This is a genomic window from Pseudomonas sp. F01002 (assembly GCF_004402115.1).
Classification (GTDB): domain Bacteria; phylum Pseudomonadota; class Gammaproteobacteria; order Pseudomonadales; family Pseudomonadaceae; genus Aquipseudomonas; species Aquipseudomonas frigoris.
Genome location: NZ_SOPU01000014.1, coordinates 227,496 through 242,832, shown reverse-complemented (window position 1 = coordinate 242,832; position 15,337 = coordinate 227,496). Strand labels below are relative to the sequence as shown.

Below are 15,337 nucleotides of genomic sequence, written 5' to 3'. Positions count from 1 at the left end.
TTGCAGTGTCTGTACCGGCCCTTTCGCGAGCAAGCCCGCTCCCACATTAGTCCTGCGTACACAGATCAAATGTGGGAGCGGGCTTGCTCGCGAAAGGGCATTCACAATCGCTAGAGAATCAAAGCCCCTCCAACTCCGCCATCAAATCGTTAAGGCGATCCACCTTCTCCTCAGTGATGTCGCTCGCCGCCAATCCGTCGATGTACCCAGCCAACTCCGCCACCGTGCTGCATTCAAACATCGCCCTCAGCGGCACATCCCGTTGCAGGGCTTTCTGCACCCGCGAAGCGATCTGCGTTGCCAGCAATGAATGCCCGCCCAGCTCGAAGAAGTTGTCGCGAATACCCACCTTCTCGACCTTCAGCACCTCGGCCCAGATATCCGCCAGCGTCTGCTCCAGTTCATTGCGCGGCGCCTGGTAGCCCTGGCTCTGCAACTGGCCGATCTCCAGCGCCGGCAAAGCCTTGCGATCAAGTTTGCCGTTGGCGTTGAGCGGCATGCGATCCAGCCATAGCCAGTGCAACGGCACCATGTATTCCGGCAGTTCGGCACGCAGGCGTTGCTTGATGCGTTCCAGTCGCTCCGTTGGATTGATCAAAGAATCAGCCGCTACCAAATAGCCGACCAGATGTTTGCCGTTGACCCCTTCCTGTACACCGACCGCCGCTTCGCGCACTTGCGGTTGCTCGTGCAGACGCGCCTCGATTTCACCCAATTCGATGCGGTAGCCGCGGATCTTCACTTGATGGTCGATCCGCCCGACGTATTCCAGCACGCCATCACTGCGCCGACGGGCCAGGTCGCCGGTGCGATACAGACGATCACCCGGCGCACCAAACGGGTCAGGCACAAACACTTGAGCCGTGCGCAAAGGATCACTGACGTAGCCACGGCCGACACCGGTACCCGCGACGCACAACTCGCCCACCACACCCAACGGCACCAGTTCCAAGGCACCATCAAGCAAGTACAAACGGTTGTTGTCGGTCGGCGTACCAATCGGCAGGTAGCTGCCGCGCGTCGACGCCATGTCGACGCGAAAGAACGCCACGTCGTCCGAGCATTCCGCCGGACCGTATGCATTCACCAGCCCAATCTCCGGGTAGCGCTGCAGCCACTGATGCGCCAGCTCCGGCGGCATTGCCTCACCGGTTGGCAGCATCCAGCGCAGACCGTCGAGGCTCATGCGTTCCTGGGCGAGCATGCCCTGAATCAGCGACGGCACGCTTTCCAGCACGGTGATGCCCTGGGCCGCCACATGCGCCAGCAACCCTTGCGGATCATGGGCGATGGTGTTCGGCACGATGTCCACCCGAGCGCCGAACAGCGGTGCGGCGAGGAACTGCCAGACCGAAATGTCGAAACTTTGCGAGGCGGTCTGAGCGATCACATCGGCATCGCTCAAATTCAGGTACGGCACCTTGCTCAACTGGTTGTTGAGCATGCCGCGCTGCTCGACCATCACGCCTTTCGGCAGGCCGGTCGAGCCCGAGGTGTAGATCACGTAGGCGAGGTTGTCCGGGCCGCTGTAGATGCCCGGGTTGGCAACCGAAACATCGCTCGCCTGTACCTCTTCCCAGACCAACAACGTGGGCCGGTTGGCGCAACCGAACTCATCCAGCAGCGCCAACGCTTGCTCGCGGCAGGCCTGAGAACAAACCAGCAACGGCGTGCGGCTCAGGTCAATGATCCGGCTCAGACGCTGACTCGGCAGCCCCGGATCCAGCGGCAAATAACCTGCGCCAGCCTTGAAGCTGCCGATGATCATGCCCAGCAGATCGAGGTTGCGTTCAGCCAGCAACGCCACCGGTTGATCCAGCCTCACGCCAGCGGCGATCAAGGCGTGACCGAGACGGTTACTGCGCTCATTCAGCTCAAGGTAGCTGTGCTGCTGATCCAGGCAACTGGCAGCAATGCGCTGTGGATGCTCGGCAACCTGCGCTTCAAACAATGAGACATAGCTCTGCTCCAGCGGGTAATCGTGTTCGCTCTGGTTGCAGCCGTGGATCAGGAAGTCCTGTTCCTCGGCACCCAGCAACGGCAGATCGGCCATGTCGCCGTGGAAACCTTCGACCAGTGCCAGCAGCAACCGTTTGAACTCGCCGAGCATGCGCTCGACGGTCGACTCATCGAAATAACGCTGGTCGTAAGACAGGTGCAAACCCAGGTCCTCGCCCGGATAGCAGACCGCCGTCAGCGGGAAGTTGGTGTGGGTGCGGCCCGAATCCGAGGTCGCGTTGAGGCTTTGCGCACGGTCCAGCACCGAGACTTCCACCGGGGCGTTTTCGAACACGAACAGGCTGTCGAACAACGGCTGGCCCTTGGGCAGCTCGCTGTTTTCCTGGATGCTCACCAGCGGCAGGTATTCGTACTCGCGCAGTTGCATGTTGCTGTCGAGCAAGCCGCTCAACCATTGACGAACGCTGCAACGCTGATGGTCTTCCGGCATTTTCACCCGCAGCGCGATGCTGTTGATGAACAGCCCGACCGTGCGTTGCATCTCCGGCATGTCCACCGGACGTCCGGCCACCGTGACACCAAACAACACGTCGCGATCACCGCTCAAACGGCGCAGCACCAACGCCCACGCCGCTTGAGCGAAGGTGTTGATGGTCAGCTGATGCGCCTGAGCCAGTTCGCGCAGTTGCGCACCGTCACGAGCATCGAGCCTTGTGTAGCGGTCGCCGACGATCATGCCGCCGCTTTCGCCGGCATGTTCACGCAGGAACGGCCGGTCGCTCGGGATCGGCGTGGTCCGCTCGAAGCCTTGCAGGTTGGTTTTCCACCACTGCCGCGCCTCGGCCAGGCTCTGGCGTTGCAGCCAGCCGATGTAGTCGCGATAACGCGACACAAGCCCAAGCTGCGCGTCCCGACCTTCGCCCAGTGCGGTGTAGATCTCGAAGAAATCGTTCATCAGCAGCGAACGGCACCAGGCATCGATGAGGATGTGGTGGTTGCTCATCATGAACCAGTAGCGCACCGCGCCGACCTTGATCAGGCGCAGATGGAACGGTGCCTGATTGAGCAGATCGAACCCGGCCTCGCGCTCGCTTTTCAGTAGTGCTTGCAGTTTCGGCTCCTGCTCGGCTTCCGCGATTGCGCTCCAGTCCAGATACTCGATCGGCGTGCTGCCCGGTTTGTGGATAACTTGCAGCATGTCTTCGCCGACGTTCCAGCAGAACGATGCGCGCAGGGCTTCGTGGCGGGCGATCACCGCTTGCCAGGCCTGGGCGAAACGCTGCGGGTCGAGCTCGCTGTTGATGCGGTAGCGATCCTGCATGTAGTAGAGGCCGGTGCCCGGTTCCAGCAAGGTGTGCAGCAGCATGCCTTCCTGCATCGGCGTTAGCGGGTAGACGTCTTCGATAGCGGCGGCAGGAATGGGCAACGCGTCGAGTTGTGGCTGGGTCAGTTTCGCCAACGGGAAGTCCGACGGCGTCAGGCCTCCCACATCGTCGCGCAGGCAATGCTCGATCAGGCTCTGCAATTCGCCGAGGTAAGCATCCGCCAGTTCAGTGATGCTCTGCGGGTCGTGGCGTTCGGCGCTGAAAGTCCAACGCAACACCAGCTCACCGCCATAGACCTGGCTGTCGACGCTCAGCTTATTGGGCAGCGGCGCGCACGGATCATGGGCCGCACCGACCGCTTCATCGAGAGGACGGAACAAGGCGTCCGCGCCAAAGCTCTGGTCGAACTGCCCGAGGTAGTTGAAGGTGATCGGCGCCACCGGCAAGGCCGCCATGGTCTGCCGGCTCGAGTCATCGGCGAGATAACGCAGCACGCCATAACCCAGACCTTTGTGCGGGACCGCGCGCAGTTGTTCCTTGATCGCCTTGATCGAGGCGCCCTGCCCGTTTTTCGGCGTCAAGCGCAGCGGGTAAGCGCTGGTGAACCAGCCGACGGTGCGGGTCAGGTCGATCTCGTCAAACAGCGTTTCGCGGCCGTGACCTTCGAGTTGAATCAGCGCCGATTCGTGACCGCTCCAGCGGCACAGCACGCGGGCCAAAGCGGTCAGCAGCAAGTCGTTGACCTGGGTGCGATAGGCACTCGGCGCTTGCTGCAACAATTGGCGGGTGCGCTCGCTGTCGAGGCGCACGCTGACGGTTTGCGCATGACCATTCTGCCGGCCACCCTCGGGGCGATCACACGGTAATTCGGCGCTTTGACCGGCCAGTTGCGACTGCCACCAGCTCAATTCTTCACGCAGGGATTCGCTACCGGCATACGCTTGCAAACGTGCCGCCCAGTCCTTGAAGGCACTGGTTTTCGCCGGCAGTTTTGCCGACTGCCCCGCGTCCAGTTGGCGATACACCGTTTGCAAATCGTCCAGCAACACCCGCCACGAAACCCCATCCACGACCAAGTGGTGAATGGCGATAAACAGCCGCTGTTGCCCCTCGGGACCGTCGACCAGCAGCGCGCGCATCAGCGGCCCTTCCTCAAGGTCGAGGCTGCGCTGGGCATCGGCGAACAATGCCGCGCATTTGTCCATGGTCGAAACACGCACTTGCCACAGCACCGGCGCGTCGGAAACCACCTGGTGCTCGGCCTGCCATTGACCTGCTATTTCAGAGAAACGCAAACGCAAGGCGTCATGCTGTTCGATCACTGCCAGCAGCGCTTGCTCCAGACCATGGGGCTCTAGCGCCTCGGTCGGTTCCAGCAGCAATGCCTGGTTCCAGTGTTGGCGCTGGGGGATGTCGGTGTCGAAGAACCAGTGCTGGATCGGCGTCAGACGCGATTCGCCGGTCAGCAAACCTTGCTCGGCCGTGACCTGCTCGGTGCGGGTCGCCACGGCGGCCAGGGTCTGCACGGTCTGGTGCTGGAACAGGTCACGAGGGCTGAAGTGAATGCCCTGCTGCCGCGCACGGCTGACCACCTGGATCGACAAAATCGAATCGCCGCCCAGTTCGAAGAAGTTGTCGTTGAGGCCGACCTGCAGGACGTTCAGCACTTCGCACCAGATGCTAGCCAACGTCTGTTCAAGCTCGTTGCTCGGTGCCACGTACTGCTGACGGTTCAGCTCCGGGTCCGGTGCCGGCAATGCGCGGCGGTCGAGTTTGCCGTTGGCGGTCAGCGGCATGCTTGCGAGCAGGATCAGGTGCGTCGGCACCATGTAATCCGGCAACTGGGATTTGAGGTGCGCCTTCAACGCCTCACGCAGTGTGTGTTGTTGCGCTTCATCTTGCTCGGCGACTTCAGTCACCAGATAGCCGACCAGTTGTTTGCCGCTCGGGGCATCCAGCGCCAGCACCACGGCTTCACGGATCGATTCATGTTCCAGCAGACGGGTTTCGATTTCGCCCAACTCGATGCGGAAACCACGAATCTTCACTTGATGGTCAATACGTCCGAGGTATTCCACCAGACCGTCGGCGCGCTGGCGCACCAGATCGCCGGTGCGGTACAGACGCCCGCCATTGGCGGCGAACGGATCAGCCACAAAACGTTCGGCCGTCATGCCCGGACGCTGGTGATAACCCTGTGCCAGACCAGCGCCGCCGACGTACAACTCGCCCGTCGCGCCTTGCGGCACCAGCGCCAGATCAGCGTCGAGGATGTAGGCCACGCGAGCGCCGATCACACTGCCGATCGGCACGCTGCCGAGGCCTTCTTCCAATTGCTCGGGCGCCAGACTGGCCAGCGGCATGACCACGGTTTCGGTCGGGCCGTAGGCGTTGAAAAACAGGCTCGGCTTGAACGCCGCGCGAATCCGCGCCAGGTGCTCGCCAGTCAGCGCTTCACCGCCGGTGATGCACATGCGCACCGGCAGGATTTCGCCCTGCGTCGCCAGCCACTGCGCCAATTGGCTGCCGTAGCTCGGGGTGAAGCCGAGAATGTTGATGTTGTGACGGCGAATCAGCCCGCAGATTTCTTCCGCGTCCCACTGGCCTTGAGCGCGCAAAACGACTTGAGCACCACTCAACAGCGGCACCAGCAAACGCTCGGTCGCGGCGTCGAAGTTGATGGAATAGAAGTGCAGTTCGCAGTCGTGCGGGCGCATGCCAAAACGTTCAATGACCGCTTGGCAATGCATGGCGATTTCACCGTGGGACACCACCACGCCTTTCGGTTTGCCGGTAGATCCCGAGGTGTAAATCAGGTACGCCTGATGCTGCGGCAGGCTGATAAACGGCAGCTCGGTGGCCGGGTAGTTGGCCAGTTCTGCTGTGTCCTCCTCCAGGCACCAGCGAGCCATGGTTGGCGGTAGCTCGCCAAGCGCTTCGAACATCGCCGCATCGCTGAGCAGCAAACCGATGCCGCTGTCTTCGATCATGTAGTGCAAACGGTCCAGCGGGTATTCCGGGTCCAGCGGCACGTAGGCGCCGCCCGCCTTGAGGATCGCCAGCAGGCCGACGACCATTTCAAGTGACCGCTCAAGTGCCAGACCGACCCGAACCTGCGGCCCGACGCCACGCTCGCGGAGCATCCAGGCCAGGCGATTGGCGCGGCTGTCGAGTTCGGTGTAGCTCAGGGTTTGCCCGGCGAAGGTCAGTGCCGGCGCATCTTTGCGCGCCAGCGCCTGCTCGCTGAACAGGTGATGAATGCACTGGTCGAGGCGATGTTCGCCCGGCTCGACGCCGAGGCTGTCGAGCAGGTGTTGCTGTTCGGTGGCTTCCAGCAGCGGCAGTTCACTGAGGCGCTGTTGCGGATCGGCCAACAGCGCTTCCAGCAGGTTGCGCCAATGCCCGGCCATCCGCGCAATGCGTGGTTCATCGAACAGATCGGTGCTGTAGGTCAGGCAGCAACCCAGGCGATGGTCGAGGTCGGTGACTTCCAGGTTGAGGTCGAACTTGGTCGCACGCGCATCGTTGGCCAGGTATTCGACGGTCATGCCCGCGAGTGTGCGGCTCTGCTGGAATTCCCAGCGCTGCACGTTGCACATCACCTGGAACAACGGGTTGTAAGCGGTGCTGCGCGGTGGCTGCAAGGCTTCCACCAAGTGATCGAACGGCAAGTCCTGATGGGACTGGCCTTCGATCACGGTATGGCGAACCTGCTCGAACAACTCACCCACGGACATCTGCCCGTCAAGCTGGCAACGCAGCACCTGAGTGTTGAGGAACGCACCGATCAGCCCTTCGCTTTCCGGACGAATCCGGTTGGCCACCGGCGCGCCGATGCGCAGGTCGGTCTGACCGCTGTAGCGGTAAAGCAGCACCGCCAACGCGGCGGTCATGGTCATGAACAGGGTCAGACCGTTTTGTGCATTGAAGGCGCGCACCCGCGCGGCAAGATCATCGCTCAGGTCGAAACGGAACAGTTCGCCCTGATGGCTTTGCACCGGTGGACGCGGACGGTCGCCCGGCAATTCCAGCAGCGGATGTTCGCGGCCCAGTTGCGCGGTCCAGTAATCGAGTTGGCGCTGACGTTCGCCGGACTCCAGCCACTGGCGCTGCCAGACGCTGTAATCCAGGTAGTGCACCGGAAGCGGTTGCAGCGGCGATTCGCGGTCATCGACGAAGGCCTCGTAGAGCGCGCTCAGTTCCCGGGCGAAAATATCCATCGCCCAGCCTTCGGTGACGATGTGGTGCAAGGTCAGCACCAGGTAGTGCTCCTGCTCGGCGGTCTTGACCATACAGGCGCGCAGCAGCGGTCCGGTTTCCAGATCGAACGATGTATGGGCTTCGTCGTCGGCCAGTTGCTGCACCGCCCACTCGCGGCCATCGGCATCCAGCGCGGAGAAGTCCTTCCAGTCCATGTGCATCCCGGTTTGCGGGTGAACCTGCTGACGGGCCACGCCATCGATGCTCGGGAACGTGGTGCGCAGGGTTTCATGACGCATGATCAGTGCTTGCAACGCGGCTTCGAAGCGCCCGACATCGAGCACCCCGCGCAGCCGCGCCATGCCGCCAACGTTGTAGGCCGGGCTGTCCGGTTCCATCTGCCAGAGGAACCACATGCGCTGCTGGGAATAGGACAACGGCACCGGTTGGCTGCGATCGACTTTCTCGATCGGCGGTTGCTGGTTGGTTTTGCCGCTGGCCTGGATCAGTTGAACCTGTTCGACAAAGGTGCCCAACTCACTGTTTTCGAACAGTGCTCGCAGCGGCAACTCGACGTCGCAGGCCTGACGGGTGCGGGAAATGATTTGCGTGGCCAGCAAGGAATGGCCGCCGAGTGCGAAGAAATCGTCGCGCAGACCGATTTTCGCGAGGCCCAATACCTCACGCCAGATGCCGGCGATTTGTTGTTCCAGCGCGGTAACCGGTTCGACGTGTTCGCGCACTTGCCATTGCGGTTCCGGCAAGACACGACGATCGAGTTTGCCGCTTGGGCTCAGGGGCATTTCGTCCAGACGCATGAGTTGCGCCGGGACCATGTACTCCGGCAACTCGGCGACCAGCGCAGCTTTCAGGCGTGCGGTTTGAGCATCAATATCTTCTGCGGAATCGGTTGCGGTGTAGTAACCGATCAACTGTCCACCGGCCGCCGTCTCTCGCACCAACACCACGGCTTGAGCGACACCGTCCTGAGCCAGCAATCGTGCTTCGATTTCTTCCGGTTCAACGCGGAAGCCACGCAGCTTGACCTGCTGATCGAGACGGCCGAGGTATTCGATCACACCGTCAGCGGTCCAGCGTGCACGGTCACCGGTGCGGTACAGACGCGCGCCCTGCTCGCCCAATGGATCGACGACAAAACGTTCTGCAGTCAGACCCGGACGCCCCAAATAGCCACGGGCCAAACCGATACCGCTGATGCACAGTTCACCCGGCACACCGGCCGGAACGGGATTGAGTGCCTCGTCGAGCACGCGGCACAGCACATTGCCCAGCGGACGACCAATCGGCGAGCGTTCGCCATCGGCCGTTGTGCAGTGCCAATGAGTGACGTTGATCGCGGTTTCGGTCGGGCCGTAGCGGTTGTGCAATTGCACGGCTGGCAGTTGTTCCAGCACGCGGTTGCGCAATTCGGCGGGCAAGGCTTCGCCACCGGAGAATACGCGGCGCAGGCTGGTGCATTCAGCGGTGAGCGGTTCCTCGATGAACAACGAAAGCAGCGGCGGCACAAAGTGCAGCGTGGTCACGCCGAATTGCTGAACCAGTTGCGCGATGCGGTGCGGATCGCGGTGTTCGCCGGGGCCGGCAATCAGCAAACGTGCACCGCTGATCAGCGGCCAGAAGCACTCCCACACCGACACGTCGAAACTGATCGGCGCCTTTTGCATCAGCACGTCGGTGTCGTTCAAACGATAGGTGTTCTGCATCCATTGCAGGCGTTCGGCGAGGGCTGCGTGGGTGTTGCCGACGCCCTTCGGCTGGCCGCTGGAACCGGAGGTGTAAATTACGTACGCCAGGTTGTCGCCGTGCAAGTACAGGCCCGGTGCGTGGCTCGGCCAGCTCTCCAGATGCAAGGCGTCCATGGCGATCACGCTGACGCCATCGGTGGCCGGCAAGCGGTCAAGCAATTGAGTCTGGGTCAGCAGCAATTCGACGCCGCTGTCGCTGAGCATGTAGGCCAGGCGTTCGGCCGGGTAATCCGGGTCCAGCGGCACGTAGGCGCCACCGGCCTTGATGATCGCCAACAGACCGATCAGTAACTGCGGTGAACGCTCGGCGGCGATGGCCACGCAGACGTCCGGGCCGACGCCTTTGTCGCGCAGGTAATGGGCCAGGCGGTTGGATTGGGTGTGCAGTTCGGCGAAGTTCATGGCGCCACCGTCCCACATCAACGCGGTGCGTTCCGGGGTCAGGCGAGCCTGTTCGTTGAGCAATTCGGGCAGCCAAACGCCGGCCGGCGTACACGGTGCGGCGCTCCACAATACTTGCTGATCGTGCTCACTCGGGGTCAGCAGTGGAAGGTCGCCGATGGCGGTTTTCGGTTGTTCGCAAATGGCTCGCAGCAGGTTGGTGAAGTGCTCGGCCAGACGCTCGATAGTCGTCGCGTCGAACAGGTCGCTGGCGTAGTCGAAAGACAGGCTCAGGCGACCATTTCGGTCTTCCTCGCTGTGCAGTTGCAGGTCGAACTTGGCTTCGCGGCTGTGCCACGGCAGCTCTTCAGCCAGCAGCCCTGGCAGGCGACGCAATGCGCTCAAATCTCGTTGCTGGTGGTTGAACATGACCTGGAACAAACCTTGTTCGCGGGCTTGCGGGAAGGCTTCGAGCAACTGTTCGAACGGCAGATCCTGATGCGCTTGTGCGTCCAACGCTGCCCGGCGGGTTTGCGCCAGCAGCTCGACGAATGGCAGCTGCGAATCCAGTTCGGCGCGCAGCACCTGGGTGTTGATGAAGAAGCCGATCAACCCTTGGGTTTCCAGGCGCGGACGGTTGGCGTTCGGCACGCCGATGCGGATGTCGCGTTGGCCGCTGTAGCGGTGCAGCAGGCTCTGGAACGCGGCGAGCAACAGCATGAACGAGGTGGATTCATGGGCCTGGGCGGTCTGGCGAATGGCATCGCTCAGGGTCGCGCCCAGCTTCACAGAATGGCGGGCAGCCGTGTGAATGTGGTGCGCCGAACGCGGATGGTCGGTGGCCAGGCTCAGGGTTGGATGCTCATCGCCCAATTGCGCTTTCCAGTAAGCCAGCTGACGCTCGCCCTCCCCCTGCGCCAGCCATTGACGCTGCCAGCTGCCGTAGTCGGCGTATTGCGTGGGCAATGCCGCGAGCGTCGCTTGTTGTCCTTGGGACGCAGCGGCGTACAGGCGCGAGAACTCGTCGATCAGCACGTTCAGCGACCAACCGTCGGCGATGATGTGATGCATCGTCACCAACAGTTGATGGTCCTCATCATCGAGACGCACCAGAGTCACCCACAGCAGCGGGCCTTGCTGCAGATCGAATTGCGTGCGGGCTTCGTCTTCACGGATCTGCTGTGCGCGAGCTTCACACTCGGCAACCGGCAGGTCGCTGATATCGATGAGTTGCAGGTTGAATTCGCTCGCTGCATCGACCTGTTGCAGCGCCACACCATCACGTTCGAAGAACCGCGTACGCAGGGATTCGTGTCGCTTGATCAGCTGTTGGAAACTGGTGCGCAAGGCGTCTTCATCCAGCTCGCCGCGCAGGCGCAAGGCGCCGGGAATGTTGTAGGCGCTGCTCTGCGAGTCGAGTTGCCAGGTGATCCACAGACGGTTTTGCGCAAGCGATTGCGGCATGGCTTCGGTGCGCGACAACGGGGTGATCGCGCCTTGGGCGAGTCCCCCGTCCTGTTGCTGCTGAGCGACTTCGGCGGCAAACGCGCCGAGGGTCGGCGCTTCAAACAGCAGGCGCAGGTTCAGCTCCAGACCGAGTGCTTCGCGCAGACGCGCAACCACCTGAGTGGCGGCAATGGAGTTGCCGCCCAGCAGGAAGAAGTGATCGTCGGCGCTAACCTGTTTGACGCTCAGCTGCTCGCACCAGATCTGGCCGATCAGGGTTTGCAGTTCGGAACCTGATTCAGTCGCGTATTTACTTTCGATGTCTGCCGACGGGAACAATGCATAGCTGTCGAGGCTGCCGTCCGCCAGACGATTGCGGCATGCCGAGCGTTGCAGTTTGCCGCTGGAGGTCTTGGGCAACGCGCCCGGATTGAGCAGTACCACCACGCTTGGCGCTTCCTGATACGCCTCGGCCACGGCTTGGCGGATGGCTTTGATCAGCGCGTCGGGCGGGAGGATTTTCTGCACGCTGCGGCTGATTTCCGCCGCAATGCCGATGCCTTCCTGCCCCTCGATGTTGACGGCGAAAGCGGCGACACGACCTTTGCGCACCACCTCCACTTCGCGCTCGATGGTTTGCTCGATGTCCTGTGGATAAAGGTTGTGACCGCGAACGATCAACATGTCCTTCAGGCGCCCGGTGATGAACAGTTCACCGCCGCGCATAAAGCCCAGGTCACCGGTGCGCAGCCAGGTACGGCCAGCGTGTTGAACGAAGGTTTTGGCGCTGGCCTCCGGATTGCGCCAGTAACCGTGGGCGATACTTGGTCCGGCGGCCCAGACTTCGCCAACCGCGTCGTCAGCCAACTCGGTGAGGGCTGCTGGATCGACAATCAGCACCGCGTGATCCGGCTGACTGATGCCGCAACTCATGATCGGGCTGCCATCACCCCGCTCGGCACGGTTTTGTGCCAGGGCTTGATCGTCCACGCGCAGGTTGCCAATGCCCTGACCGCGAGGGCTGCCGGCCACGAACAGCGTCGCTTCGGCCAACCCGTAGGACGCCATGAAACTGTCTTGGGTGAAACCGCAGGCCGCGAACTTCTCGGCGAAGCGTTCCAGCGTATCGAGGCGAATCGGTTCGGAACCGGAATACGCCACGCGCCAGCCACTCAGGTCGAGGCGTTCCAAGGCCGATTCACTGACCCGCTCGCTGCACAGTCGAAAGGCAAAATCCGGCCCGCCGCTGATGGTCCCGCCGTACTCGCTGATTGCTTCCAGCCAGCGCAACGGCCGGCCGAGGAAATACGCCGGCGACATCAACACGCACGGCACGCCGCTGAAAATCGGCTGCAACAGACCACCAATCAGGCCCATGTCGTGGTACAGCGGCAACCAGCTGACGATCACGTCGTCAGGATTCAGATCGATGCCGAAGCCGTGGCGAATCAGCAATTCATTGGCCACCAGGTTGCCGTGGCTGACTTGCACCCCTTTCGGCAACGCGGTGGAGCCGGAGGTGTATTGCAGGAACGCGATGTGGTCGTCTGTAAGGACCGGCGCCACCCAACGTTCGGCCAGGGCGCTGTCGAGGGTGTCGACACACAGCAACGGCGGCGCGCCCTCAATTTGCTGCAACGCATCGCGCAGAGCGGCGCTGGTCAGCAGCAAACGCGGTTCGGCATCGCTGATGATCGACAGCAAACGCTCTTGATGATGACGACGAGTCGACTCCGGCGGATAGGCCGGCACCGCAATCACACCGGCGTACAGGCAGCCGAAGAACGCCGCGACGTAATCCGGACCGCTGGGAAACAGCAGCACCGCGCGATCGCCAAACGCAGCCTCGCCCTGCAACGCGCCAGCAATGATCCGCGCCCGCTGATCCAGCTCGCGATAACTGAGCACCACAGCCTGATCCTGGGTTTCGGCGAGAAAACGCAAGGCCACCCGATCCGGCGTCAGGGCCGCTCGGCGCTGAAGGGCTTGGACCAGTGTGCTGGGGAGTTCGAACGCGTCGGTCATGAGGTTTCCTGCCTGAATTCGGCTTGCAAGTGGAATCGGTTTTCTGACGTCACGCCCCTTCGAGGGCGTGCAGGACGCGGTCTTCGCCGACCGCGCAAGGCTTGGGAATGCTGTTTTGGCCGCAGCCGCTACCCGGAACCATTCACCAATGAGAACGGTTGACCTCTTGAAATAATTAGTCGGTAAGCCTGATCGCCAATGGGGCTGCAGTGCGTCAGCGTGTCGCAGTTCTCACTCTGCACCTTCGCGGCGCATTAGTTCTATTTCTCATTTGACAATCATTATCATTAAGAATAATTTGTCGCTCGATGTGTTGGACGGCTAAGCCCCCGCTTGCCGTCCCGCTAACCTATTGGCAGCAAGGTGATTTCCATGACGGAACAAGTGTCCACAAGCAGGTGCGATTCACCGCTACTTCAGGCATTCGTCGACAATCGACTGATTCTGGTCAAGATTGCAGCCCGCATTACCGGCTGCCGGTCGCGTGCTGAAGACGTAGTGCAGGATGCGTTTTTCCGGCTGCAATCAGCGCCGCAGATCACGTCCTCGTTCAAGGCTCAGCTCAGCTACCTGTTCCAGATCGTGCGCAACCTGGCGATCGATCACTACCGCAAACAGGCGCTGGAGCAGAAGTATTCGGGCCCTGAAGAGGAAGGCCTGAACGTGGTGATTCAAGGTGCTTCGCCGGAAACCTCGCACATCAACTTCTCGACCCTGGAACACATCGCCGACGCGCTGACCGAGCTGCCCAGCCGCACCCGCTACGCCTTCGAGATGTACCGCCTGCACGGCGTGCCGCAAAAGGACATCGCCAAGGAGCTTGGCGTCTCGCCGACCCTGGTGAACTTCATGATTCGCGATGCGCTGGTGCACTGCCGCAAGGTGTCGGGCAGTCGTGTGGATACCTTTGCCCGCCGCTAAGATCTGAAATTTGCGTCGCCCCCTTCGCGAGCAAGCCCGCTCCCACATTGGATCTTTTGTGAACACACTCTTTGTGGACACTGGAGATCAAATGTGGGAGCGGGCTTGCTCGCGAAGACTGACTCAAGGTCGGTGCAGACCTTGAGACTTACATCTCAAACCAACACACACCGATCAAAAAACCGCTCACGCCCCAGCACCATCAGCGCCGCACGCTTGTGTGGGAAGTCGAACGCTTTCTCGCAGTGGAAACCCTGGCTCTGCATATGCCCGATCATCTTCACGTTGTCGGCGCGAGGCTCGGCAACCACTCGCTGAGTGCGTGGATCGTCGAGAAACAGGTAGTGCGTCAACGCCGATAACCAGCTCGCCACCTTATGCGGGCCTCGGTGATTTTCTTCACCCACCAGCATGTGAATACCGCGGTCGTAATCACCGGCGTCATAGAACGGCGCGATGCGATCTTCCTTGGCCCAATACGCTTCAAAGTAGGCGAACGGCTGATCATCGAAACACCCGATCAGCGTCAGGGTATGGGGATCGGCTTCAAGCTTGCTCAGGTACTCGTGATGCTGCTCGAGGCTGCCCTCCTCCTGCCAGAAACTCGCCACACGCGGGCTGTTCTGCCAACGATTGAAACGTGCCAGGTCCAGTTCGATGTCCACCGTGCGCAGGGAAATCCAGGCACCGAGGCGCGCATCAAAACGCCGATAGACTTCACTACGCGGTTTCACCGGGCGCAGCGGATGACGCTTGCCGCCACTGATGACCATTTGCTGCGGATAACTCGATGTCTGTGACACGCCCAGCCAAGGCTGCGGCAACTGCCAGAACAGCGTGCGTTCGCAACGATACTGGCCGACGATTTCGGTAGGGCTCAGCAACCCGCTGAGCAATGCTTCGGTGGGGGCTTCATCGAGATGCCAGGTCAGGCGCTGGCAGACCGGGTCACGGGCAAACAGCCAATAACAGACCGCCCAGACGGCCCTATTGTCGGCGTGGTCGAAGCGCTCTTCTACTTGCACATGCAACTCGGGCTCGCGAGTCAGGCGCAACTGAATCAGCGGCTGCCCTTCAAGGCTGAGACACAGGCGGCTTTCGGTTTCATCAGCTACAAGACAGCTTCCTGTCGGCAAGGCCAGGGCAGTCAGGTCATTCAGAGTGGACATGGGTGGGGCTCACGTTAATCGTCGACAATTAACTGAGGGGACGTGGGCCAGACATGGAAATTTAACGAAAAACACCGCGAACCTTAATGAGCGTCCGCGGTGGCATGCATCGCTCGGGTCAGTTCCAGGCCATTGACGTTGCGCA

General features: G+C 61.6%; 3 protein-coding genes. 1 reads left to right on the top strand and 2 read right to left on the bottom strand.

Annotated elements, in window-relative coordinates:
• Positions 1-118: 118 nt before the first annotated feature.
• Entirely contained in the window at positions 119-13,102 is a 12,984-nt protein-coding gene (locus E3W21_RS09340; protein ID WP_134419172.1) for a non-ribosomal peptide synthetase, read from the bottom strand.
• Positions 13,103-13,474: 372 nt separating this feature from the next.
• Between E3W21_RS09340 and E3W21_RS09335 the strand changes: the two genes are divergently transcribed.
• On the top strand, positions 13,475-14,023 hold the full coding sequence (locus E3W21_RS09335) for an RNA polymerase factor sigma-70 (RefSeq protein ID WP_008145913.1): 549 nt from the start codon (positions 13,475-13,477) through the stop codon (positions 14,021-14,023).
• A 155-nt stretch (positions 14,024-14,178) separates the two neighbouring features.
• Here the strand turns inward: E3W21_RS09335 and E3W21_RS09330 are convergent, their stop codons facing one another.
• Positions 14,179-15,192 carry a GNAT family N-acetyltransferase gene (locus E3W21_RS09330; RefSeq protein WP_134419171.1) on the bottom strand — a complete coding sequence of 338 codons (1,014 nt, stop codon included), beginning with the start codon at positions 15,190-15,192 and terminating at the stop codon, positions 14,179-14,181.
• Positions 15,193-15,337 lie beyond the last annotated feature (145 nt).